Genomic DNA, 22,391 nt, shown 5'->3' with positions numbered 1-22,391 from the left:
AAGCGGGGGCGGCCATGCACTCCCGGCCGCCCGCCGTCGTCGTACTTAACCCAAGGCTGCTAAAACAAAAGCCTTGGTGACAACGACCGGCGGGGGAGGGCATGCCCTGTTGTTAGCCAACCGGGTTGTTGGCCAACCGGAGGTGTCAGGCGCTGATGATGTTGTACTCAGGGCCGAACGGGAACTTGGTGATGTTCTCGGCGCCGTCCTCGCCCACCACCAGGATGTCGTGCTCGCGGTAGCCGCCGGCGCCGGGCTGGCCGTCGAGGACCGTGATCATCGGTTCCATGGAGACCACCATGCCCGGTTCGAGCACGGTGTCGATGTCCTCGCGCAGCTCGAGCCCGGCTTCGCGGCCGTAGTAGTGGCTGAGGACGCCGAAGGAGTGGCCGTAGCCGAAGGTGCGGTTGGCGAGCAGGCCGTGGGACACGTAGATCTCGTTGAGCTCGGCGGCGATGTCCTTGCAGACTGCGCCGGGCTTGATGAGCTCCAGGCCGCGCTTGTGGACCTCGACGTTGATGTTCCACAGCTCGAGGGAACGGGCATCCGGTTCGCCGTAGAACAGCGTCCGCTCGAGGGCCGTGTAGTAGCCGGAGGTCATGGGGAAGCAGTTCAGGGACAGGATGTCGTGCTCCTGGATCTTCCGCGTGGTGGCCCAGTTGTGCGCGCCGTCGGTGTTGATGCCGGACTGGAACCAGACCCAGGTGTCGCGGATTTCGGAGTTGGGGAAGGTGCGGGCGATCTCGTGCACCATGGCCTCGGTGCCGATGAGCGCCACCTCGTACTCGGTGATGCCGGCGGTGATGGCGTTGCGGATGGCCTCGCCGCCCAGGTCGCCGATCCGGGCACCGTGCTTGATGACCTCGATTTCCTCGGCGGACTTGATCATGCGCTGGCGCATCGCGGCCTGGGCCACGTCCACCAGGGTGGCGGACTGGAACGCGGCCTGGATCTTGTTCCGGTTGTCCAGCGGCAGGGAGTCGTCCTCGACGCCGAGCCGGCGGACGCTGATGCCGCGGGTGCGCAGCACCTCCTGGATGCCGAAGATGAAGTTGTCCCGGCGCCAGTCCGTGTACACCAGGTTGTCGCCGTAGCTGCGGCGCCAGGGCATCCCGGCGTCGATATTTGCGGTGACGGTGACCGTGTCCTCCTTGGTGACCACCATGGCGTAGGAGCGGCCGAAGTAGGTGAACAGGAAGTCGGAGTAGTACTTGATCGAGTGGTAGCTGGTCAGGACGACTGCGTCCAGGTCCTTTTCGGCCATGATGCTGCGGAGGCCGGCGAGGCGGCGCTCGAACTCGGCGCCGGAGAAGGTCAGCGAGACCTTCTCGCCGTTGTTGAGGACCTTGAGGCGCTCGAGCTTGGCGACGTCGTTGACAGCGTCGCCACTACGGGTGAGGTTCTCGGTGATGGTCATTCTGTTATTTCCTTTTCTTTCTCAGGTGGGTGTTGTTGTCAGTGCTGCTGCAGGGGCTTCTTGGAAGTCTCCACGGCGAACAGGACTGCGATGAGGGAAACCATTGAGGCGGCCACGAGGTACCAGCCGGGGGCCAGCTTGTTGTGCGTGAGGCCGATGAGGAGGGTGGCCATGAACGGGGCGGTGCCGCCGAACAGGGCGTTGGAGAGGTTGAAGCTGACGGCGAAGCCGCTGTACCGGGTCGTCGTGGGGAAGAGTTCGGCCAGGAAGCTGGGCAGTGTGCCGTCGTTGAGGGTGAGCATGCCGCCCAGGAGAATCTGGACCAGGACGATCACCAGGAAGTTGCCGCTATCCAGGAGCATGAACGCCGGCACCGTCAGCAGCATGAACAGCACGGACGCGGTGATCAGCATCCGCTTGCGGCCGAACCTGTCCGAGGCGATGCCGGTGAGGAAGATGAAGCCGATGTAGCTGGCCAGCGCGATGGTGGTGGCCAGGAACGATTCCCCGGCGCCAAAGCCCAGTTCCTCGGCGAGGTAGGTGGGCATGTAACTGAGGATGACGTAGAAGCCGACCGCGTTCAGCAGTACCGCGCCGGTGGCGATGATGAGTTGCTTCCTGTTGTTCCGGAACATGTCCCTCGCGGGGGCCTTGCCGTGCTCTTCCTGTGAGAGGGCGCGGAACACCGGGGTGTCCTCGAGCTTGGTGCGGATGTACCGGCCGATCAGGCCCATGGGGGCCGCGAGCAGGAACGGCAGGCGCCATCCCCAGTCGTGCAGCTGGCTTTCGCTGAGGACCGACGTCAGCAGTGCTGCCAGGAGGCTGCCCAGCAATAGTCCCGCCGCGGTGCTTGCGGGTACGACGGCGGCATAGAGTCCGCGGCGATGTGCGGGAGCGTACTCCACCAGGAAGGCGGAGGCGCCGGCGTACTCGCCGGAGGCGGAGAAGCCCTGGACGACGCGGACCAGCAGGAGCAGTACCGGTGCCAGGATGCCGATGGTGCCGTAGCCGGGGATCAGGGCAATGCAGAACGTGGCCACGGACATGATGACGATCGAAAGCGACAGTGCTTTCCGCCGTCCGAGCCGGTCGCCGATGTGGCCCCAGAAGAAGCCGCCGAGGGGACGGACGAAGAAGGAGATGGCGAAGACGCCGAAGGTTGCCAGGAGTGCTGTCTGGCGGTCGGCCTCGGGGAAGAAGACCGTGGAGATGATGCCGGCCAGGTAGCCGTAGACGGCGTAGTCGAACCATTCGACGAAGTTGCCGATGAAGCTCGCGGTGATGACCCGCCGCCGGGTGTCCTTGCTGACCTGCTCGACTTTGAGCTCCGGGTCAGCCGCTTCGGAAGTGTGAGTTCGGGGGTGTTCCATGTGTCCACCAATGAATACTTGGGGTTGCTTCTGTTGCAACGCTGTTGCACCAGACTAGGCGTGATGCGGCTCACTCGTCAATGGGTATTAGAAGGTTGTTTTGAGTCCCGGCCCTTGGGTGGCTGCAAATTGGCACGTCACGCGGCGAATCCGGTCAGTTGCTGCAGCTGCAACAAAGTTGCCACGAGGCGTGCGATGCGGGCACGCCAAGATGAAACGCGTCCTCACTTTTCGTCGCCTTTTCGCTGACGCGTCCTCAGGTTTGGTCGGGTTTTCCCTGACGCGTCCTCAGGAGGTGAGGACGCGTTTGGTTAAAAACGGCAGGGGGTGAGGACGCGTTTGGTTAAAAGCGGCAGGGGGTGAGGACGCGTTTGGATGGGGGCGGCGGGAGGTGAGGAAGCGTCAGTCGTTGCGCACGGAGTAGGTGCTGACGACGTTGCCCTTGCTGGTCCTGTACTGGTCCTTCAGTTCCAGCCTGGTCAGCGGGTCGCCGGCCTCGAAAAGGCGCCGGCCACTGCCGGCAACCACGGGGTGCGTCATGAGGGTCAGCTCATCGAGGAGGCCCGCGAACAGCAGTTGCCGCGTGACTGAGATGCTGCCGCAGACGGCGATCTCGCCGCCGTCGCGCTTTTTAAGATCGGTGACGAACCCTTCCAGCGGTCCCTCGATCAGGTGCGAGTTTTCCCATTCGAGCGGCTCCGACAGGCTGCGCGATGCGACAAACTTTTCCACCGGATTGATGAAGGCGGCGAAGTCCTCATCCTGGGAGGCGTTGGGCCAGTACCCGGCCCACTCCTGATAGCTGACCCGCCCCAGAACGACAGTGTCCACGGTGTTGATCATCTTGGTCAGTCCCTTGCCCAGGTCCTCGTCGAAGCTGTCGAACTGGAACTTGAACGGGTCCTGCACCACGCCGTCGACGGAGTGGAACAGTCCAGCGGTCACTTTGCGCATCGGGTCCTCCAAATCGGGTCGTCAGGCATTACCGTATTCCGCCGCGGCCGCCGTGGGAAGGTTTGGCGTCTCGAAACTGACAGCGCCGCCATCATCATCTTGCCGGAACGCCACCGTGCTCAACCAGGCACTTAGCGGCCCGTGGGTCAGCACCGTGCTGGTGATCTCCACCGTGGGACAGTGCTTCTGCGGTTCGGGTTTAAGCGACGGAAAGTGAGGAAGCGTTCGGAAAAGGGGAGTCCTTCAGGTCCTGCCGCCAAAGACGCCGTCGCTATTCCAACGCTTCCTCACATCTTGTCGCTTCACGCCAAACGCTTCCTCAGCTTTCGTCGTCGTCCTACCAACGCTTCCTCGCTGGACCCCCTTGCGCCTCCGCTACCTAGCGTTACTATGTACTGGTAGCTAGTAATACTAAGTAGCTGGAGGAGGTGTCCGGTGGGCAAACAAATGACGGAGATGCTCAAAGGGACGCTGGAGGGCATCGTTCTTGCCCTCCTCACCGGGAAACCGGCGTATGGATACGAGATCACGACGCTGCTCAGGGAGAAGGGCTTCTCTGATATCGCCGAGGGAACCGTATACGCGCTGCTGGTGAGGATCGAGCAAAAGGGTCTTGTCGACGTCGAGAAGCGTCCGTCAGAGAAAGGACCCCCGCGCAAGGTGTACACGCTCAACGCCCAGGGCGATGAGTACCTGGAGGAGTTCTGGAGAACATGGAGCTTTCTGGCCGAGCGGCTCGAACAGCTCCGAGATGGAGGGAATTAGACATGGCCATGGGATGGATCGAGCAGGTCACCGGCTCGCTCGAACAAAAGAAGCAGTACCGACAGTACAAAGCACGCACCAAGCAGCTTCCCCCGAACTATCGCGCAGCCATCGACGCGTTGGAGCGGTACCTGACGTACTTCGGGGCGATCACGAAAGGGGAGACCCTCGTGAAGATGCTGGAGGATCTGGCGGATCTCTTCGAGCAGAGCGCGGCGAGCGGAACCCCGGTCCGGGACGTCGTCGGGGAGGACCCCATCGAGTTCGCGGAGACGTTCCTTCAGAACTACTCGGAGGGGCAGTGGATCAACAAGGAGCGGAAACGGCTCACAGAAGCGATCGAGAGCATCACGAAAGAGGAGGAAATCCCGTGAGCATCAACGCCTCAGCTCCGCCGGACCGCGAACCTGCCATCCGTGTGCAGGGCCTGGAGAAGTCCTACAAGGAACTGCATGTGCTGCGCGGCATGGACTTCGACGTGGCGCCGGGCAGCATTTTCGCCCTTCTCGGCTCGAACGGAGCAGGAAAGACCACCATGGTGAGGATCCTGTCCACACTATTAAGGCCCGACGCCGGCACAGCAGCCGTGAACGGATTCGACGTCACGACGCAACCCGTCCGAGTTCGGGAATCCATCAGTCTGACCGGCCAGTTCGCTGCGGACGACGAGATCCTATCGGGCCGGGAGAACCTGGTGCTGGTAGCCAGGTTGCGGCAGCTGAAAGACCCTGGCGCGGTGGCGGATGAACTCCTCGCACGCTTCAACCTCGCCGAAGCAGGAGCGCGAAAGGTGTCCGCCTATTCGGGAGGCATGCGCCGTCGTCTAGACATCGCCATGAGCCTGATCGGGCAGCCGAAAGTGATCTTCCTCGATGAGCCGACGACGGGACTCGACCCCGAAGCGCGCATCGAGGTGTGGCAGGTGGTCAAGGAGCTGGCCCGGCAGGGGACGACCGTCCTGCTCACCACGCAGTATCTCGACGAGGCCGAGCAGCTGGCAGACCGAATCGCCATTCTTCATGAGGGGCGGATCATCGCGAACGGCACCCTCGCCGAGCTGAAGCGGCTGCTGCCGCCGGCGGAAGTCGAGTACGTCGAAAAGCAGCCAACCCTGGAAGACATCTTCCTCGCACTGGTGGGGAAGGACGACAAAGTCGGGTCAAGTAAGGACCAGCCATGAGCAAGCATTTCTTCGGAGACACGGCCGTCCTGCTGGGCCGCTCCCTGCGCCATATCAGCCGCAGCCCAGACACGATCATCACGACGGCGATCACGCCGATCGCGCTCATGCTGCTGTTCGTCTACGTGTTCGGCGGCGCTATCACGACCAGCGCCGACAACTACATCAATTACCTGCTCCCCGGCATCATGCTGATCGCGATCGCGTCCGGCATCGCGTACACCGCCGTCCGGCTGTTCACCGACATGAAGAGGGCATTTTCGAGCGGTTCCAGTCCATGCCGATCGCACGATCGTCTGTGCTGTGGGCCCATGTGCTGACGTCGATGGTTGCCAACGCGCTCTCGCTGGCGATCATTGTGCTGGTTGCCCTCCTCATGGGCTTCCGCACCTCGGCAGGCCCCCTGGCGTGGCTTGCCGTCGTCGGGATCCTCGCGCTGTTCACCCTGGCACTCACCTGGATCGCGGTCATTGCCGGCCTGTCGGCGAAGTCCGTGGACGGCGCCGGCGGCTTCTCCTACCCGCTGATCTTCCTGCCGTTCATCAGTTCGGCTTTCGTCCCCACGGCCACCATGCCGGGTCCCGTGCGGGCGTTCGCCGAGAACCAGCCGGTCACCTCGATCGTCAACACCATCCAGGACCTGTTTGCGCAACGGCCGGTCGGCGTCGACATTTGGATCGCCCTGGCTTGGTGCCTCGGGATCCTCGTTCTCGCTTACGTCTTCGCCATGGCGGCGTACCGGCGCAAGATCTCCTAGGGGAGTTTCTCTTCCGGCCGCCAGGGCCGGGGACCGTTCATGGCGTCAGGGGACCGCGGATGACGCGCAACGCAAGGCCGGCGTCGCCGTCGATGACGGCAATGTCTGAAAAGCTGGAGCGGCCCCAGAGGCCCAGATACATTTCTCTTGGTGTTGCGGTGACTGATGCCGCGACGCCCCCGTTGCCGACAGTCCACGCGGTGCCGCCGGATACCCGGAAGGTCACGGCCTTTCCCGGATCGGCCATCCGCTGCAGCCGCAGCTGGCGCGGGGCGAACATTGCCAGGGCTTCATCAATACCGTCGAGCAGGAAGTCCTCGGCGAACTCCGGGTCAGCCAGGCCGGACGCCTGGTGGGCGTCGACCAGGTGAATGGCGTGTTCGTGTGCCTGCCGGCGCAGCCAGAAACCGGCCGTGCGCGGGGGAGGGCCGAAGTTCCAGCACGGTGCCGCGGGGTCCAAGGCGGTCATGGTGGCCAGGAAGCCGGGCGCACCCTCGAGGAACCAGGTTGCGGCTTTGTCTCGAGGCGGGGCCGGTTCCTCGACATACTCGCCGGCACGAACAATAGCGGCAGCCCAGCGTTCTATAGAACCGATGTGCCCGAACAGCGCATCGAGAGTCCATCCGGGACAGGCCGGAACTGAACGGCCCAGCGTACTCTCCGGCTGGCGCGCGAGCGTTTCGAGCGAACTTAGGGTTCGTGCGAGTTCGGCAAGGTAGCGTTCGGGCAACATCTGTCGAGCATATCCAGACCGCCACCGCGGGCCTCGGGACTGTGCACCAGCGGGAGGGTTGGGATTGAGGCGGCAGGAGGTGAGGGAGGGTTTGGGGTTTTGCGGCAGGAGGTGAGGAAGGGTTTGGGGTTTTGCGGCAGGAGGTGAGGAAGGGTTTGGATGGGTCCTCACCTTGGTCGGGTCGGTGGGCGGAGAGCGGTTCGTCAGGGCTCTTTCCGGTGGCGCTCCAGCTCCTGAGGAAGTTGAGTTGTTCCTGGGCGTGTTCCCCGGGCGTAGGATTCGGTACCCGAACGCCAGCCAGAAGGTGGGAACAATGCAGCTTGACGAGGTCGTCGACCGGTTTCATCAAACGATGAATGAGTTTGCCAAAGGAGACCCGGAACCAGCCAAGGCCATTTTCTCCCACGGCGACGATGGGTCTCTTGCGAATCCCTGGGGTCCTCCGGTTGTGGGCTGGGACCAGATATCCAAGGCCCTCGATTCAGCCGCTGCCCGGTTCAAGGACGGACATCTCGCTGCTGTTGATCGCCTCACTAGGCACGTTACTTCCGATCTCGCCGTCTTCCTCGACATAGAACATTGGCAGGCCAAGCTTGGAGGAGGAGCCGAAATATCGCAGTTTGATTTGCGTGTAACGAGCGTCTATCGGCCTGAAGGCGACACCTGGGCACTGGTGCACCGCCATGCAGACCCGGTAATGGCGCCACGTCCCCCGGACGCTGTCCTGTGAGGAAGCGTCGGGTTGGAGGCGGCGGGATGTGAGGAAGGGTTTGGGTTCAGGCGGCGGGACGTGAGGGAGCGTCGGGTTGGAAGCGGCGGGATGTGAGGAAGGGTCCGGTTGGAAGCGGCGGGATGTGAGGAAGGGTCCTAGGGGAGTGGGGCTAGGCGGGTTGCCAGGTGCAGACCGGCGAGGCGGCCCGTTCCCCGGGGGTCGCCGCCGCAGAGGTCGAAGATGCGCTGCAGCCGGTGGTACATCGACTGCCGTTCCAGGTGCAGCTCGCGTGCTGCCTGCGCCGTGTTGCAGCCGGAGTCCAGCCACACCGTCAGGGTGTGCAGCAACTGCGAGCTCCGCTGCTCGTCGTGCTCGAGAATGGGCCCCAGGGTCCGGCGGACGAAATCGCGGCGGGCACCGCCGTCGATGCTCTCGGCAGCCAGCCGCTCGGCACTGAACGCATCCGCATCCCGCACCTGCGGGGGTCCGCCGGCGGATCGGCCAGTCCGCGGCGCCAGATCCAGCGTCCGGCGGGCCTCCGCCATGGACCAGGCGGCCTCGCCGATGCCCTGCCCCAGAGGTCCGACGGCGATCGCGGAACCTTCCGGGACATCGAGGTTCCCCAGCGCCCCGATCAGCGACGCCCGCGCGGCACGGGTTCCCTCGGACGGGAGGCCGGCCAGTGCGATGAGCTCCAGCTTGTCGGCATAGCTGGCAGCACGCGGGACCGACTCCGCCAGAGCCTTGTCCAGCTCTGGGCGCAGCCGGCCGGAAGCGGCGGAACGGATCATGACGGCGGCCACCGGACCGTCGACGGCGAACCCTGCCGCAGCCCCCAGCTGCTCCAGCCGCCACGGCTGGGCGCCGGAATGGACGGCACGCATCAGCTCCGCTCCCGCCAGTTCCTTCAGGCCCGGCGGCATCCGCTGCAGCAGCGCCAGGCCAAGAATGTCGACGGACCGTTCGCCGGCCACCCGGACAAACGCCGGGTCGATGCCCTCGGGCGCCTCCAGTTCCAACCGCGCGGCCAGGACACCGCGGACCGGAACGTCGACCGCCGTCGTACTCGCTGCCCCGGGACTGACCGTCCCCGAACCGCCGGCAGTACCGCCGCCGTCGGCACCCGCACCCGCACTCCCCAGCGTGAGCCCTGCCGGCGACACCAGGCGGACGCTGGTCCCGGTCTGCCCGGCGAGCACGGCGAGCACCTCATCGAGCCCGCCGCCGTGGGCGAGTTCGGCCGCCATGGCGTGGCTGATCTCGTCGCCGCGCTGCAGCAGCTCCACGGACTGGCCCACTAGGATGGAGTTGATCTCCTGCATGATGCCCACGAAGGGCGCCACCTTGCGCAGCTCGAACAGCGGCAGGCCGTTGGACTCCGCCGTGACGAGCATCGACTCGGGAATGTCGGGCAGCGTCGGCCCGGTCTCGATGGCCAGCGCGGCGACGCCGCGTCCTGCCAGTTCCCGGACGTAGTCCACCCGCCGCTTATCGCTAGCGGTGGCCAGTGCCTGGCCGCCGGTGAGGAGGAGCTCCCCGCCGCGCAGCAGGGGAGCGATGTCCAGAACCTCGCTGGAGTGGACCCACCGCACCTGCCGGCCGGGCACGCTGCCCGGGGCGGCCCGCAGCAGCGGGTCAGCGGCTTGGACGGTCCGGTGCTTCAGGACGTCTTCGAGGAACACTGATCTTACACTCCGTCATAGGCAAGGGAATTCTGATAGACAGATCGTACCTTGTTGCTGTGATGTGGCGCACATACGCTTAATGCATCCCTTCTTCCCGGAGGCTCTTCTTCCTCATATGGAGGCTTTTCCGATGCACAACTCCTCAACACCGCAGTCCGGGCCCGCAATGGAGCAGGCCGAGGACTTCGAAGCCTGGCTCCAGCCCATTCCGGAATCCGCGCGCACCCGCAAGGTGTCGGGCCAGTTCTGGATCTGGGCCGGCGCAAACCTTGCCCCGATCAACTGGGTCCTCGGCGCCCTGGGCATCAACCTTGGCCTGGGCTTCGCCGACACCGTCACCGTCCTGGTCCTCGGCAACCTGATCGGCATGCTGCTCTTCGGCTGCTTCGTCCTGCTGGGCCAGAAGACCGGCGCCACCGGCATGGTCCTGGCCCGAGCCGCTTTCGGCCGCCGCGGCAACTACCTCCCGGCCGCCATCCAGGCCCTGCTGGTGGTGGGCTGGTGCGCCGTCAACACCTGGATCATCCTCGACCTCGTCATGGCGCTCTTCGGCACACTCGGCTGGGTGGATCCCGCCGCCCACAACTACGCCTGGAAGATCGGCGTCGCCACGTTCATCATGGCCGCCCAGGTTGCCATCGCGTGGTTCGGCTACAAGGCGATCGCCGCCTTCGAAAAGTGGACCGTGCCGCCCACCATCATCATCCTGGTGGTCATGTCCGCCGTCGCCTGGTTCGGCCTGAAGATCGACTGGACCTACGCCGGCCCCGCGGGCAACATCCTGGAAGGCTCCGAACGCATCGCAGCCATGAGCGCCGTGATGACGGCCATCGGCATCGGCTGGGGCATCACCTGGTTCACCTACGCCGCCGACTACTCCCGCTTCGTCAGCACCACCGTGCCCAAGAAAAAGGTCTACCTGGCCTCCGTCCTGGGCCAGTTCATCCCCGTCGTCTGGCTCGGCGTCCTCGGCGCGAGCCTGGCCACGAACAGCGGCGAGGTCGACCCTGGCAAGCTGATTGTCCAGAACTTCGGCGCCATGGCGCTGCCCGTGCTCCTGATGGTGCTCCACGGACCCATCGCCACCAACATCCTGAACATCTACACCTTCTCGGTGGCCACGCAGGCCCTGGACATCACCATCAGCCGCCGGAAACTCAACTTGTTCGTCGGCGTTTTCTCGCTCATCGCCGTCGTCTTCTTCATCTTCCAGGAGGACTTCGCCTCGGTGCTGGACGCCTGGCTGATCGGCCTCGTGGCCTGGGTGGCCGCCTGGGGTGGAGTGATGTTGGTGCACTACTTCTGGCTGGAGAAGCGCTGGCCGGGCAAGGTGGAACGGCTGTTCGACGGCGTCGGCACCCGCCGGCTGCCTGTGGTCAACTGGGCCGGCGTGACCGCGCTGCTCGCCGGGATCGCGGCCACCTGGCTGTTCATGTACGGGCTCATCCCGATCATGCAGGGCCCCATCGCGGTTGCCCTGGGCGGCTGGGATCTCTCCTGGCTCGCCGGCGGACTCACCAGCGCCGCGGTGTACGCAGTTCTCGGCCCCCGGCTGCACCGGCCGTACGTGACGGTGACGGACGACGGCGGCACCACCTCCGCGGTCAGCGCACCTGACGCTGCGCAGGCACCCCAGCCGGTTCCCGCCGTCGAACTCTAAGTCCTTCAGCACCTGACCACTTCGCCCTCTGACGAAAGGAATTCCGGCATGAGCAGCAGCGCCTTCGCGGATTCCCAGCACCCCATCACCTGGCCGGACGGATTCACGGCCGCAGCATCCTTCACCTTCGATGTCGACGCCGAGTCCTGCGTCATCGCGCACGACGCCACCAGCACCCGGCGCATGTCGCTCATGAGCCACCAGTCGTACGGGCCCAAGGTCGCGGTGCCGCGGCTGCTGCAGATCCTCGCGCGGCAGGAGATCCGCGGGACGTTCTTCATCCCCGGCTTCACCGCCGAAAGCTACCCCGACATAGTGCGGCAGATCGTCGACGGCGGCCACGAGGTGGCGCACCACGGGTACCTGCACGAGCCGATGCAGGGGATCGACGCCGCCACCGAAGCGAGCTACATCGACCGGGGACTTGAGGCGCTGGAGAAGGTCGCGGGGCTCCGGCCGGTGGGGTACCGGGCACCGTGGTGGGAGTTGAACTGGCACTCGCCGGCGCTGCTCGCTGACCGCGGCTTCCTCTACGACTCCAGCCTGCTCGACGGCGATGCGCCGTACCGGATGTCGGTCTCCTCGGGTTCTCCTTCCGGTGCCGGCGACACCCGCGACATCGTGGAGATCCCCGTCGACTGGACGCTGGACGACTGGGAGCAGTACGCGTTCTATCCCGGCGTGACGGGCAGCGGCGTGATCGAAAGCCCGGCCAAGGTGCTGGAAATGTGGACGCTCGAGGCGCAGGCGCACCACTCGCAGGGAAGCTGCTTCGTGCTCACGAACCACCCGTTCATCTCGGGCCGGCCGTCCAAGGCGGTGGCCCTGGAACAGCTGATCGAGCGGGTCAAGGGCATGGACGGCATGTGGGTGACCACCCTGGAGCAGATCGCGGAGCACACCAAGGCGACCCTCAGCGAAGTCCACACGCACGCGCGGATCGAGGTGCCTGTTGCCCCTGGTTTCGGCGCCCGCTTCAAGCCGGGCCAGGTGCAGGTGCCCGCGCTCAGCTAGCGCGGCTTCATCGAGCGCGAACGGATCCTTGAGGCCCTGCGGGGCCGCACGGACACTTGAGACCCTGCGGGGGCGCAAGTGTCCGTTCGCGTTTCCGAGGGTTCCGCACGCGCGGCGATTTGCCAGAAAAGGCCGCTTCGAAGCCCTTCAGGCGGCCGTTTTTGGCGAAACGGCGAACTAGCTTCCGAGGGTTCCGCACGCGCGTCGCCTCGGAGCCGGAGCGAGCGAAACTGCAATGATCGGACCATGAGCAGAGTGGACGGCATTGGACGCGGGGCATCGAACTTCGACCGGCCGGCGCATCATTCACGGCTCCGTCTGCTGGTGATGGCCGTCGTCGGTCTGGCGACGGCTGTGGCAGTGGGGCTCCTGCAGTCGCCGACCTATGCGCCGGCCATTGGCTGGGCGGCCGCGTCCGCCACCTACCTGATCTGGGTGTGGGCCATCATCGGGCACCTGCCGGCCTCGGCCACAGCGGCCCATGCCCGGCGCGACGATCCCGGGCGGGCCGCCTCTGACGCCCTGGTGCTGGCCGCTACGGTGGCCAGCTTCGGCGGCGTGGCCATGATCCTCGGCGACGCCTCCAACACTGAAGGCGCAGCCAAATCGGGCATCATCGCGGTTGCCTTGGGGACCTCGACACTGTCCTGGTTCCTGGTTCCTGGTTCCTGGTGCATACGCTGTACACGTTGCGCTACGCCTCCATCTACTACCGCGACAAGACCGGTGTCGATTTCAATCAGGATAATCCGCCCCGCTACACGGACTTAGCCTACCTGGCCTTCACCGTGGGCATGGCCTACCAGGTCTCGGACACCAACCTCAAGACAGATGCAATCCGCAGTACGGTGCTCCGCCACGCGCTGCTGTCCTACCTGCTGGGCGCGATCGTGCTGGCCACGACCATCAACCTGGTCTCCGGCCTGGTCGCCTGACGGGTCCTCGCCTCGTCGTTTCGCCAGAAAGTGTCGGTTCGCGGTACCTGGGCTCCTGTGCGTGCGTCCTTTCGCCCAAAGTGGCCGCTTCGAAGCCTTCTCGAGCGGCCTTTTTGGCGAAACGGCAAACAAGGCTGCAACATCCCTCTAATGCCCGGCCTTCACTGTGAGCACTTTCAGGGCGGCAGCGTTGACCGTGGCAGCGAACGCCGGATTGCGCTGGGCGAGCTGCAGCACGGCGGTGTACATGGCCGGAATGGCGCGGGGGCTCGCGCACAACACCATGGTCCCGCCGGCGTTGATGAAGTTCGTGGCCCGCGTGCCCAGGGCCCACGGACCCAGCTGCGCCGCGTTGCACAGGTCATCGGAGAGGACGACGCCGGTGAAGTGCAAGTCCGTGCGCAGCATCGTCCGCATGATCAGAGGCGAGAACGGGGCGATGTGGCCGGCGTCGATGCGCGTGTAAAAGGCGCTCGAGACCATGACCCACCGGGCACCCGCCTGGATCGCCGTCCGGAACGGCAGCAGGTACGGATCGGTGCGCGTGGTCACGGTGTCCTTGACGTTCCGGCTGGTGTCCGTGTTCAGGAGGACGCGGCCCAAGCCGGGGAAATGCTTGATCACAGGCGCGATCCCGGCCGAACGCATTCCGGCCGCGAAGGCGCCGCCGTGGGCCGAGACCGCCTGCGGCGTGAACCCGTATTCGCGGGCGAAGAACCCGATGGGTGCGTTGCGCGGGGCGAACTGTCTGCTTGGCACGGTGTCCAGAACCGGCGCCAGGTTCATGGTGAGCCCGGCCGAACGGAGCTGGCTTCCCCACACGCGGGCGTTTGCCTGGAGGGCCGCCGTCGTCTGTGTTCCCTGGGACAGCGCTGTGGGGATGGCCGAGAACCCCGGACCGCTGAGGACCTGGACGAAGCCGCCCTCCTGGTCCGTCGCTACGGCAAGGCGGATGCCGCCGGTGGTGGCCGCCGACACGGTGGCGGTCATCCGGCGGACGACGGCGGCCGTCGCGCCGGTGCCCGCGCGGCTGCGCCCCGCAAGATAGACATTGCCCACGTGGAACCGAGTGAGGTCGGACATGGTGTTGGCGTCCGCTCCGGTGGCCGTGGCCGCCACCATGAACAGCTGTCCGACGCGCTGGGGCAGTGTGAGCCGGGCGAGCTGCTGCGCCGGAGTGGGCTGCGCCGGAGTGGGTGCGGCCATCACGGCGGCAGCATGGCGGACAGCGAGATGCCGGACTGTACGGGGGACAGGTGATCGCTGGCTTGGTGCCGGCCGGTTTGTTGCGGGCAGGCTCGTTGCAGGCAGGAACCCCGCGCTCGTCGCCGATGGGGATTTACTCGTTGCGGACTGGGGCGGGCCGCCCGCTGCAGACAGAGCAAGCAAAAGGGCTGCTCCCAGGACTGCCAATCTACTGAGTTGACGCATGTTTACACGGCTTTGCTGGGGCAAACAATATATCAATGAGAGTACGCCGTTTCCACCGAGTCGGAGCCGCCCGGCGGCACAGCGTCGTTTCACCAAAAATGGCCGCCTCGGATCGTAGTTAAGCGCGAACGAACACTTGAGGCCGTTTAGACAAGGGCGCCAAGTGTCCGTTCTCGCTTCGTGGGTTCTGCATCGTGCGTCGTTTTGCCAGGAATGGCCGCTTGGAAGCACTTTAGGCGGCCTTTTTTGGCATAGTGGATGGCCTGCTTCTTCTTTTGCTTCCCGGCGGGAGGGCATCAAACCGCCGGAGGGCATGGAAATGCCGCCCTGCGGTGTTGGGGGCCATCGCAGGACGGCATGGATCCACGGTACTGTGCCGCCCATCGCCGCAACAGCAGTTCCTCCGCTGGCGGCGCAAATCTTAACGTTTTTTTAACGCCTCTAACCCTTAGAACGTCCGGGGCCAGTCCGCGGACGCGGCGAGGCCCTGTCCGCTCTTACCGGACAGGGCCTCGAGCTCTAACGCGGGACCTTAGTGCCTCCTGAAGGCGTCCTTGATCTTTTCGCCGGCCTGCTTGAGGTCGGCCCTGATGTGGCGGGCCCTGCCTTCGGACCGGAGCCGTTCGTCTCCGGTGGCACGGCCGGCCGCTTCCTTGCTTCTGCCGTGGAGTTTTTCGGCGGCGTTGTGGATCTTGTCACCCAAACCCATCGTGACCTCCTGTTCGGGAAAGCCGGGGCGGCCTGCTGCCGCGGCGGCCATTCTCAGTCTATCGACGGCGGGCCGGGGCGGCCATGCCCACTTTGCGCGCCAGGGCGCTACCGGGAATGCGCCTGCTCGGGTTCCTCTCCCGCTTCCGGTTCCGGTTCAAATGGACGAGCGCCTGGCTTCCGCTATCGCCGCACCCAGGAGGATGAAACCGAGCAGGCTCCAGCCAAGGAGCGGCAGGAACATGCCCGCGAGGACCATCGCCGTGATCGCGGCCAGGACGCCCGCCCAGTGTCCGCGGACGAAAGCTCGCCGCGGAGCCGGCCGGCCCATGGCCCAGGCGCTGCCGCGGGTAGGGCGGCGCTTCCACCACATTGCATAGCCCCAGACCAGGCGCGGGCCAGCCCCCGCAGGGCCTGGTTGCCGCGCGGCCCAGCTGACGCGGTGCCTAGTCGCCGCGGCTGGCGCGGGTACGGGCCAGCGCTGTCACGCCCGCGGCAAGGCCGATCAGTCCTGCGGCCAGCCCCACCCACCCGGCGGTGTCGGCACCGGAGGAGGAAGCCGAAGCGGCCGGCGTCACCGCCGACGCCTGCGTGGCCGCCGGGCTGGCCGCTGCGTGGGCGCCCTCACCGTCGGCTGCCGTGGTGACGAAGGTCGGTGCAGGGCGGGACTTTTTAGCTTCCGCGGCGGGCGCGGACGACGTTGCGGAGGCGTGGTGGTGCTCGGCTGCGGCGTCGGCCCAGTTGACGGTGGTCCCGTCCGTGTAGCCCTGCGCCGCGGGCAGGATCACCGTGGTGCCGGCTGCGGGGAGGCGGCCGACGGACAGGGTGAACATCTGGAACTGGTTCTGCCCGATCTGGTGCGCGGCGTCGGCAGTCCACACCACGCTGGTGGGCGCCTTGGTCACGGTTGCCCCGGCCACCTCGACCGGCTTGGGCAGGGTGGTGGTAATGACCTGGGCCTTCCATCCGTCAATGGGCAGGACCGAGACGGAGGTCAGCGGCGTGTCCGTGGGCAGCTTCACTTCGAGCCGGTTGGTCTTGGCGGTCTCGGATTCGTTGGGGACGCTGAACGTCAGCTTGGTGAAGCCGCCCTCCGAGGTGGCGGAGGGGTCAACGGTGACGTGGGCGGAAGCTGCGGCCGCGCCGGCAGCCAGGAATCCGGCCGCCAGTGTGGCGGCCGCGGTGCTCTTGAGGGTACGGCGAAGGGAGGTTTTCATGGCAGGAGTGCCTTTCACAGGTTTTAGGGGTCAGAAAAATCAGGCCTTGGGCCTGTCCGGGAAGCGGAAGAACCGCCGTCGGAAGTTCCTGCCAGTTGTGAAAGGAACTGTCTCTATGCGGCGGCTGCGAGCAGCGGAGGTCCGCGCCGGGAAGGCAGGCGAACCGAGTGGTGCTTGGGCGGAAGGACTGCAGCAGCGGCGCATGGGAAGGGGGCACGGGCGGGAACGATGACGGACGGTTCGGCGTCCCAAAACAGCGGGCCCAGCCAGTCGGCCAGTACCCCGAGGGCGCGCTCGCCATGGGCAAGGAGCAGCGCTGTGGCCAGGGTGGCGACGGCGTGAGCGGCGAACATGAGTCCGTCGGGTGCAGAGCCGTGGGCCGGGGCGGCCATCACCAGCGCCTCGTGGTTCAGGGACGACGGCGTGTGTCCGGCGTGTCCCGAAAGCAGCGCCGGGGAAATCGCCGCCGGGGTCTCCGCGGACATGGCGTCGAATGCCCAGTGGAGCCAGGCCTGTCCGCCGCCTATTAGCCCGGCGAGAACCGGCATTGACAGTTTGAAACGCGTCAGGGCCGCGACCGGAACCATGGTCACGGCGCACAGGGCGGCGAGGATTGCCGGCGTGGGCAGCTGGCCTCCACCGGCAAGGTGTCCGCCGGCGGCCAGGCCCAGCACAATGGATCCGATCAGCCCGGAGCGGAACAAGCGGAACGAAGCATGAGGCTTCACGGGCTGTCCTTTCTCCTGGGCGACGACATTGGCTTTTAGCAGAATACATTCTTTGACGTAGTATGACGCGGATCACACTGCAGGGCGTTTATGACGGTCTGTCCACCTCCGCGCTTCTCCCGTTTAACGCGGAACGGCCGCTGCAGCCCAACTTGGAGCCGCAGCGGCCGCTGATCTGCCGCGTTCGTGGCCGTACGACGGCGGTTAGCCCACCGGAGCCGGCTCACGCACCGTCATTGTCGGCGTCTGGGCGGAGGTTTTCACCGCCGTCGTAAAGCCGGGCTTGGAGCCCGTGACACTGACGCTGATCGCGTCTCCGGGAAGCATCGGCGTATAGGTGGTGCCGGTGGCCCCGGAAAGAGGCATTCCGTTGAGGTACCACTGGTACTTCAGGGTGACCGGTGCCGGCCCCCACGCCCCAGGAACAACCGTGAGCACCGATCCCGGTGTTGGCGAACCCGAGATGCTGGGCACGGGGGCCGTCAGTACGCCAACCGCCACCTTGACCGACACCGCGCTGGTCTTGGCAACCGTGGTGAAACCGGCCTTGGAACCCGTCACCGTCACCGTGAGGGTCTTGGCCAGCACCGCGGTTGTGGGCGTGTAAGTGGCTGCCGTGGCACCCGTGATGGCAACGCCGTTCGCCTTCCACTGGTACTTCAGGGTGACCGGAGCCGGACCCCAGGCGCCTGTGGCCGTGAGGGCGGACCCCACCCTGACGGCGCCGCTGATCACGGGAACCGGAGCGGTGAGGGTCCCGACGGCGACCCTTGCGGTCAGTGCCGACGTCCTGGCCGCCGTCGTATAGCCCGCCTTCGAGCCGGTGACCGTCACGCTGATGGTCTTGCCGATCACAGCCGCAGCCGGCTTGTAGGTGCTGGCGGTGGCGCCGGTAATGGCAACGCCGTTCGCCTTCCACTGGTACTTCAGGGTGACCGGAGCCGGGCCCCAGATGCCGGGAACCGCCGTCAGTGTATAGCCCACCTTGGCGGTGCCCGTGATCCTGGGAACCGTTGCGGTGAGGGTTCCGACGGCGACCCTTGCGGTGAGTGCCGACGTCTTGGCCGCGGTGTTGTAGCCGGCCTTGCTGCCGGTGACCGTGACACTGATGGTCTTGCCGACCACCGCCGCGGACGGCTTGTAGGTGCTCGCCGTGGCGCCGGCGATCGCGATCCCGTTGGCCTTCCACTGGTATTTCAGGGCAACGGGTGCCGGTCCCCAGGTTCCCGGAGCGGCGGTCAGCGTGTAGCCCACCTTGGCCGTTCCGGTGATCTTGGGAGTCGGCGCGGTCAGGACCGGGTTGAGGGCCATGACCGTGCCGGTGGCGGCAGAGGTCTTGGTTGCCGTGGTGTATCCGGTCTTGGTACCCGTCACGCTGAAGGTCAGCGTCTTGCCCACCTGTGCCGCCGTCAGCTTGGACGTGGCGGCGGTGGCGCCGGTAATGGCGACGCCGTTGGCCTTCCACTGGTACTTCAGCGTGACACCTGCAGGTCCCCAGGTTCCGGGAACCGCCGTCAGCGTGTAGCCCACCTTGGCCGTTCCCTTGACCGTGGGGGTGGGCGCGGTCAGGGTCTCCACTACTGCCGCGTAGGACAGGTCGTGCGTTGTGGCGCTGCCCCTGACCACGCCGACCTTGGTTGCCGTGGCCTCCGTGGTCTTGTTGCCGGAGTAGAGGTCACCGCGTCCGGACAAGGCTCCGTGCACCTTGATGATGTAGCTGCCGGTGGTAAGACCCTTCAGGGTGTACTTGCCGGTGGCGCTGGTGCCCGCGCTGCGGGTAACCAGCGAGCCGTCCGGCGTGTAGGCCTGAATCTGGGCATTGACGACCGGCTTGCCGGCCTTGTCCAGCACGGTGCCGGTCACGGAGCCGCCGGCTGTGAGGCTGGCGTTGATGTTCGGCACTGTCTGTCCGGAGGTGACCGGGATGGACTGTGCCTGCCCCGCGGCGGATTCCGGCTGGTTCTGGTAGTACTGCGCCTCGTCCTGGGTGAACCCGCTGGAGCGGTTGAACGCCACTTTGTAGGATCCCGCAGCGAGGCCGACCACGCTGTAGTTGCCGGCCTCATCCGAGTAGCTGTTCTTGACCAGCTTGCCCGCTGAATCAAGGACGCTGAGCAGGTAGCCGGGCTGGCCGCTTGCCCCGGCGACGTTGCCGCTGATGGTCGCCCCCGTAACAACCGTCAGGTCCGCGCCAGTGACAGTCTGCCCCGCGGTTACCGCTACGGATTTGGCGGTGGCGGCTGTTGTTCCTCCGTACCAGAGGTCCTCGGCACCGCTCTGGCCGCCGAGGAAGCGCAGCTTGTAGGTGCCCGTTTCCAGTCCGACAATGCTGTAGGTACCGTCCGGGTTGACATAGCCGTAGACGGCCGAATCATCGATGGTTCCGGTCTTCGTGGCGACGACCTCCGACGCCGTCAGCCGTGTCCCCGCCGGAGCCGTGATCTTGCCGCTGATCACGCCGCCCTTGACGAGGGTGGCGTTGATGGCCGTGAGGGTCTGGCCGTCGGTGACTGTCACCGGAGTGGCAGTGGCCAGCGTAGTGGCATTGGTGTACCATCTGGCCAGCAAACCGGTGCTGCTGTATCCGGCGAACCGAAGCTTGTAGCTGCCTGCCGGGACTCCGCGCAGCGCATACGTGCCGTCGTTGTTGAGCTGGACAGAACTGACCGAGGCACCGTCGGCTGCCTTGAAGAGGCCGGCGGTGACGTTAAAGGCGTTCACGCCAGCGGGCAGGGTGACCTTCCCGCCGATGGTTGCGCCCTTCGCCAGTGTTGCGTCGACGGCCACCTTGTCCTGGCCCGCGGTCAGGACAATGGGCGCGGCAGCGGCCTCGGTCTGCACGTTGTTGTACCACTCGTCCAGCGCCCCGGAGTTGTAGTTGGAGAATTTGACCTTGTAGCTGCCAGCCGGGAGGCCCTTCACCTTGTACGTGCCGTCCGCGTTCACGCTCGCGTACGTGCCGTAGGGGCTGCCCTCCCCGCTGGCAGACACGGACACGCCGGACAGGGTTACCCCGGCCGGAACCGTGACTTTGCCGCTGATGCTTGCACCCTTCACCAGGGTCGCATTGATGCCTGTGACGTCCTGGCCCGCGGCGACGGGCAGTACGGTGGCCGATTCCCGGGAGGTGGCATTCGCGTGCCACTGGTCCAGGGCCCCGGAGTTGTAGCCCGAGAACGAAACGGCGTAATCGCCTTGGGGGAGACCGGCGAGCTTGTAGCTGCCGTCGGCCTGCACGTTGGTGTAGCCGGGGTACGACAAGCTGCCTGTGGAGTTGTACGCATAGACGGAGACGGCGGAAAGGTCAACGCCCGCGGGCGCAGTGACTTTGCCGGAGATGGTTGCACCCTTGATGAGCACAGTGTCGGCCAGTGTCAGATCCTGGCTGCTGCTGACTGCGACGGGCGTGGCGGCAGATGCCGCGACTGCACCGCCGTACCACTGCCCGAGTGCTCCGGAGCTGCCCGTGCTGAACTGGATTTTGTACGATCCAGCGGCGAGGCCTGCGAATTGGTAGGAACCGTCCGCGCCGGGCTGCGTCCCCCCGGCCCAGGACATAGTTTCCGAATCATAGAGGTAGATCCATACTCCAGAAAGGTTGACGCCTGCGGCGGATGCGACCTTGCCGGTGATGGACGCGCCTTTCACCAGCGCAGCATCGACCCCGCTGTGGTTCTGTCCGGCCGTGACGGCTACGGGAATGGCTGTTCCAAAAGTTGACGCGCCGTCATACCACTGCTCCAGCAGGGCGCTGTTCGTCCCGAGGAACTGCACTTTGTAGCTTCCGGTGTTAAGCCCACCCACCGTGTATGTGCCGTCGGCGTTGACTGATGATGACGCAACGTAGTTCGGGTTGGGTCCGGTTGCCTCATAGACGGTGGCCTGGATCGAGGTGAGGTTGGTTCCGGCGGGGGCTGTGACCCTTCCGCTGACCGAACCGCCCGTGACGAGGGATGCGTTGATTCCGGTTTTTTCCTGGCCTGCGGCGAGGATCACCGGAGTTGCGGCGTCGAAGGACGACGCTCCCGAATACCACTGTTGCAGCAGTCCGGTGTCATAGGAGGAGAACAAAACCTTGTAGCTGCCGGCCGGAAAACCGCGGAGACTATAGGTTCCCTCGGAACTGATGCCGGAATAGCCTGCGGTGTTGCCGTTGATGTCCCGCGCCTCCACATGCACCAGGCTCGGATCGACGCCGGGAGGAACCGTGATGGTCCCGCTGAGGGATGCGCCCTTCACGAGGGATGCATTGATGCCGCTGAGGTCCTGGCCGGTTGTCAAGGTGATGGGGGTGGCAGCATCAAAGGAGCTTGCTGCCGCATGCCACTGCGTAACAGCGCCGGAGCTTCCGCCCACAAACTGGACCTTGTAGCTGCCGGCAGGCAGACCGCGGACCGAGTAGCTTCCATCCTGGTTGACCGATCCATATGCGGAGTACCACTCGTTGCCGGTGCTTTGGACTGATACACCGACAGAACCGATGTCCACGCCGCTGGGCACCGTGATCCGGCCGCTGATGGTGGCACCCTTGACCAGGCTGGCGTTAATGCCTGTGAGCGCCTGTCCGGCCGCAAGGGTAACGGTGGTGGCAGTCTCGAACGAGGAAGCTCCGGCATGCCACTGTTCGAGGGCGCCGGAGTAGTTGGAACCACTGAACTGAATTTTGTAGGTTCCTGCCGGCAGTCCGTTGATCGCGTAGGTGCCGTCCTCATTGACCTGGCTGTAGCCGGTGTACGAATAGCCGCCGGCGGTGTGTGCGTAGACCTGCGTAGAAGTGAGGTCAACCCCTGCCGGCGCCGTCACCTTTCCGCTGATCGAGGCGTCGGACAGGTCCACGGCGTTGGCCGGTGCCAACCCCGTGACTATGAGCGCCGAAAGTACCGATAATAATAATGCGATTCGCAAACGGAATCGCCCGCTCCTAGCGAGCATTTTTATCCCCCCATGGGTCAGCAAACGGCGCGGCCGTCACTTTAAATTGTCAAAGAACGACTCAGTCTAACTGTGGAATAGGCTTTGTCCAACGATTGTGTAACGGGCTGAATTTGTATATTGCGTTCCCGGATCCGTGGAAAAGTGAACGCGTAGGACGGCTATTGTTGGTTACGAACAATTTCGGGGGAAA

General features: G+C 65.4%; 20 protein-coding genes and 1 pseudogene. 9 read left to right on the top strand and 12 right to left on the bottom strand.

Features of this window, described 5'->3' with window-relative positions; all coding sequences use genetic code 11:
• Positions 1–145 precede the first annotated feature (145 nt).
• The 4 genes from QF036_RS19990 to QF036_RS19975 form a co-directional block, all read right to left on the bottom strand.
• A complete protein-coding gene (locus QF036_RS19990; RefSeq protein ID WP_307104670.1) occupies positions 146–1,417 on the bottom strand; it encodes an aminopeptidase P family protein in 1,272 nt (423 codons plus the stop codon).
• Positions 1,418–1,455: 38 nt separating this feature from the next.
• Positions 1,456–2,787 (bottom strand): MFS transporter, encoded by a 1,332-nt coding sequence (locus tag QF036_RS19985; RefSeq protein ID WP_307104669.1) that lies wholly within the window; start codon positions 2,785–2,787, stop codon positions 1,456–1,458.
• Between the two features lie 402 nt (positions 2,788–3,189).
• The gene (locus QF036_RS19980; RefSeq protein WP_307104667.1) at positions 3,190–3,741 is read right to left on the bottom strand and encodes a dihydrofolate reductase family protein; all 552 of its coding nucleotides are present in this window, start codon (positions 3,739–3,741) and stop codon (positions 3,190–3,192) included.
• A 21-nt stretch (positions 3,742–3,762) separates the two neighbouring features.
• Positions 3,763–3,912: a hypothetical protein gene (locus QF036_RS19975; RefSeq protein ID WP_307104666.1), complete on the bottom strand. Its 150-nt coding sequence runs from the start codon at positions 3,910–3,912 to the stop codon at positions 3,763–3,765.
• A gap of 264 nt (positions 3,913–4,176) precedes the next feature.
• Between QF036_RS19975 and QF036_RS19970 the strand changes: the two genes are divergently transcribed.
• The 4 genes and pseudogenes from QF036_RS19970 (at position 4,177) to QF036_RS19955 (ending at position 6,443) form a co-directional block, all read left to right on the top strand.
• Positions 4,177–4,506 (top strand): PadR family transcriptional regulator, encoded by a 330-nt coding sequence (locus QF036_RS19970; RefSeq protein WP_307104664.1) that lies wholly within the window; start codon positions 4,177–4,179, stop codon positions 4,504–4,506.
• 2 nt (positions 4,507–4,508) lie between these two features.
• Complete coding sequence (locus QF036_RS19965; protein WP_307104662.1) at positions 4,509–4,880, top strand: DUF1048 domain-containing protein; 372 nt, start codon at positions 4,509–4,511, stop codon at positions 4,878–4,880.
• Between the two features lie 2 nt (positions 4,881–4,882).
• Positions 4,883–5,686 (top strand): ABC transporter ATP-binding protein, encoded by an 804-nt coding sequence (locus tag QF036_RS19960; RefSeq protein ID WP_307106016.1) that lies wholly within the window; start codon positions 4,883–4,885, stop codon positions 5,684–5,686.
• Positions 5,683–6,443, top strand: a pseudogene (locus tag QF036_RS19955) (ABC transporter permease). Before QF036_RS19960 ends, QF036_RS19955 begins: the two are co-directional and overlap by 4 nt.
• 37 nt (positions 6,444–6,480) lie before the next feature.
• On the opposite strand, the gene QF036_RS19950 reads toward QF036_RS19955, so the two are convergent.
• Positions 6,481–7,176, bottom strand: a complete 696-nt coding sequence (locus QF036_RS19950) for a maleylpyruvate isomerase family mycothiol-dependent enzyme (protein ID WP_307104660.1) — start codon at positions 7,174–7,176, stop codon at positions 6,481–6,483.
• 313 nt (positions 7,177–7,489) lie between these two features.
• Between QF036_RS19950 and QF036_RS19945 the strand changes: the two genes are divergently transcribed.
• Positions 7,490–7,906, top strand: a complete 417-nt coding sequence (locus tag QF036_RS19945) for a YybH family protein (protein WP_307104658.1) — start codon at positions 7,490–7,492, stop codon at positions 7,904–7,906.
• Between the two features lie 137 nt (positions 7,907–8,043).
• On the opposite strand, the gene QF036_RS19940 is transcribed toward QF036_RS19945, so the two are convergent.
• Positions 8,044–9,570, bottom strand: coding sequence for a PucR family transcriptional regulator (locus tag QF036_RS19940; protein WP_307104656.1), 1,527 nt, complete (start codon positions 9,568–9,570; stop codon positions 8,044–8,046).
• Positions 9,571–9,703: 133 nt separating this feature from the next.
• Here QF036_RS19940 and QF036_RS19935 point away from each other — a divergent pair, with 133 nt between their 5' ends.
• The 4 genes from QF036_RS19935 (at position 9,704) to QF036_RS19920 (ending at position 13,182) form a co-directional block, all read left to right on the top strand.
• A complete protein-coding gene (locus QF036_RS19935) occupies positions 9,704–11,233 on the top strand; it encodes a purine-cytosine permease family protein (protein ID WP_307104655.1) in 1,530 nt (509 codons plus the stop codon).
• A 48-nt stretch (positions 11,234–11,281) separates the two neighbouring features.
• The gene (locus tag QF036_RS19930; protein ID WP_307104653.1) at positions 11,282–12,247 is read left to right on the top strand and encodes a polysaccharide deacetylase family protein; all 966 of its coding nucleotides are present in this window, start codon (positions 11,282–11,284) and stop codon (positions 12,245–12,247) included.
• Between the two features lie 246 nt (positions 12,248–12,493).
• A complete protein-coding gene (locus tag QF036_RS19925) occupies positions 12,494–13,018 on the top strand; it encodes a DUF1345 domain-containing protein (RefSeq protein ID WP_307104651.1) in 525 nt (174 codons plus the stop codon).
• Complete coding sequence (locus QF036_RS19920) at positions 12,919–13,182, top strand: DUF1345 domain-containing protein (protein ID WP_307104649.1); 264 nt, start codon at positions 12,919–12,921, stop codon at positions 13,180–13,182. The genes QF036_RS19925 and QF036_RS19920 overlap by 100 nt, the downstream gene beginning before the upstream one ends.
• A gap of 147 nt (positions 13,183–13,329) precedes the next feature.
• Here QF036_RS19920 and QF036_RS19915 read toward each other — a convergent pair whose 3' ends face one another.
• The 6 genes from QF036_RS19915 to QF036_RS19890 all read right to left on the bottom strand — a co-directional run bounded on the left by QF036_RS19915 (position 13,330) and on the right by QF036_RS19890 (position 22,120).
• A complete protein-coding gene (locus QF036_RS19915) occupies positions 13,330–14,388 on the bottom strand; it encodes a glycoside hydrolase family 3 N-terminal domain-containing protein (protein ID WP_307106014.1) in 1,059 nt (352 codons plus the stop codon).
• Between the two features lie 757 nt (positions 14,389–15,145).
• Entirely contained in the window at positions 15,146–15,322 is a 177-nt protein-coding gene (locus tag QF036_RS19910; protein WP_003804064.1) for a CsbD family protein, read from the bottom strand.
• A 156-nt stretch (positions 15,323–15,478) separates the two neighbouring features.
• On the bottom strand, positions 15,479–15,694 hold the full coding sequence (locus tag QF036_RS19905; RefSeq protein ID WP_307104647.1) for a hypothetical protein: 216 nt from the start codon (positions 15,692–15,694) through the stop codon (positions 15,479–15,481).
• Positions 15,695–15,767: 73 nt separating this feature from the next.
• A complete protein-coding gene (locus QF036_RS19900; protein ID WP_307104646.1) occupies positions 15,768–16,538 on the bottom strand; it encodes a YcnI family copper-binding membrane protein in 771 nt (256 codons plus the stop codon).
• A gap of 113 nt (positions 16,539–16,651) precedes the next feature.
• The gene (locus tag QF036_RS19895) at positions 16,652–17,266 is read right to left on the bottom strand and encodes a hypothetical protein (RefSeq protein WP_307104644.1); all 615 of its coding nucleotides are present in this window, start codon (positions 17,264–17,266) and stop codon (positions 16,652–16,654) included.
• A gap of 204 nt (positions 17,267–17,470) precedes the next feature.
• Positions 17,471–22,120 carry a beta strand repeat-containing protein gene (locus QF036_RS19890; protein WP_307104642.1) on the bottom strand — a complete coding sequence of 1,550 codons (4,650 nt, stop codon included), beginning with the start codon at positions 22,118–22,120 and terminating at the stop codon, positions 17,471–17,473.
• Between the last annotated feature and the right edge of the window lie 271 nt (positions 22,121–22,391).

The organism is Arthrobacter globiformis (assembly GCF_030817195.1).
GTDB classification, from domain to species: Bacteria; Actinomycetota; Actinomycetes; order Actinomycetales; family Micrococcaceae; genus Arthrobacter; species Arthrobacter globiformis_D.
Note: the sequence above shows the minus strand (reverse complement) of the source record. Positions and strands in the feature narration are given on the sequence as shown.

Coding starts and splice junctions, on each gene's coding strand:
- QF036_RS19990 (WP_307104670.1), bottom strand. CDS start 1,417: ATGACCATCACCGAGAACCTCACCCGTAGTGGCGACGCTGTCAACGAC.
- QF036_RS19985 (WP_307104669.1), bottom strand. CDS start 2,787: ATGGAACACCCCCGAACTCACACTTCCGAAGCGGCTGACCCGGAGCTC.
- QF036_RS19980 (WP_307104667.1), bottom strand. CDS start 3,741: ATGCGCAAAGTGACCGCTGGACTGTTCCACTCCGTCGACGGCGTGGTG.
- QF036_RS19965 (WP_307104662.1), top strand. CDS start 4,509: ATGGCCATGGGATGGATCGAGCAGGTCACCGGCTCGCTCGAACAAAAG.
- QF036_RS19950 (WP_307104660.1), bottom strand. CDS start 7,176: ATGTTGCCCGAACGCTACCTTGCCGAACTCGCACGAACCCTAAGTTCG.
- QF036_RS19945 (WP_307104658.1), top strand. CDS start 7,490: ATGCAGCTTGACGAGGTCGTCGACCGGTTTCATCAAACGATGAATGAG.
- QF036_RS19935 (WP_307104655.1), top strand. CDS start 9,704: ATGCACAACTCCTCAACACCGCAGTCCGGGCCCGCAATGGAGCAGGCC.
- QF036_RS19930 (WP_307104653.1), top strand. CDS start 11,282: ATGAGCAGCAGCGCCTTCGCGGATTCCCAGCACCCCATCACCTGGCCG.
- QF036_RS19925 (WP_307104651.1), top strand. CDS start 12,494: ATGAGCAGAGTGGACGGCATTGGACGCGGGGCATCGAACTTCGACCGG.
- QF036_RS19915 (WP_307106014.1), bottom strand. CDS start 14,388: ATGGCCGCACCCACTCCGGCGCAGCCCACTCCGGCGCAGCAGCTCGCC.
- QF036_RS19910 (WP_003804064.1), bottom strand. CDS start 15,322: ATGGGTTTGGGTGACAAGATCCACAACGCCGCCGAAAAACTCCACGGC.
- QF036_RS19905 (WP_307104647.1), bottom strand. CDS start 15,694: ATGTGGTGGAAGCGCCGCCCTACCCGCGGCAGCGCCTGGGCCATGGGC.
- QF036_RS19900 (WP_307104646.1), bottom strand. CDS start 16,538: ATGAAAACCTCCCTTCGCCGTACCCTCAAGAGCACCGCGGCCGCCACA.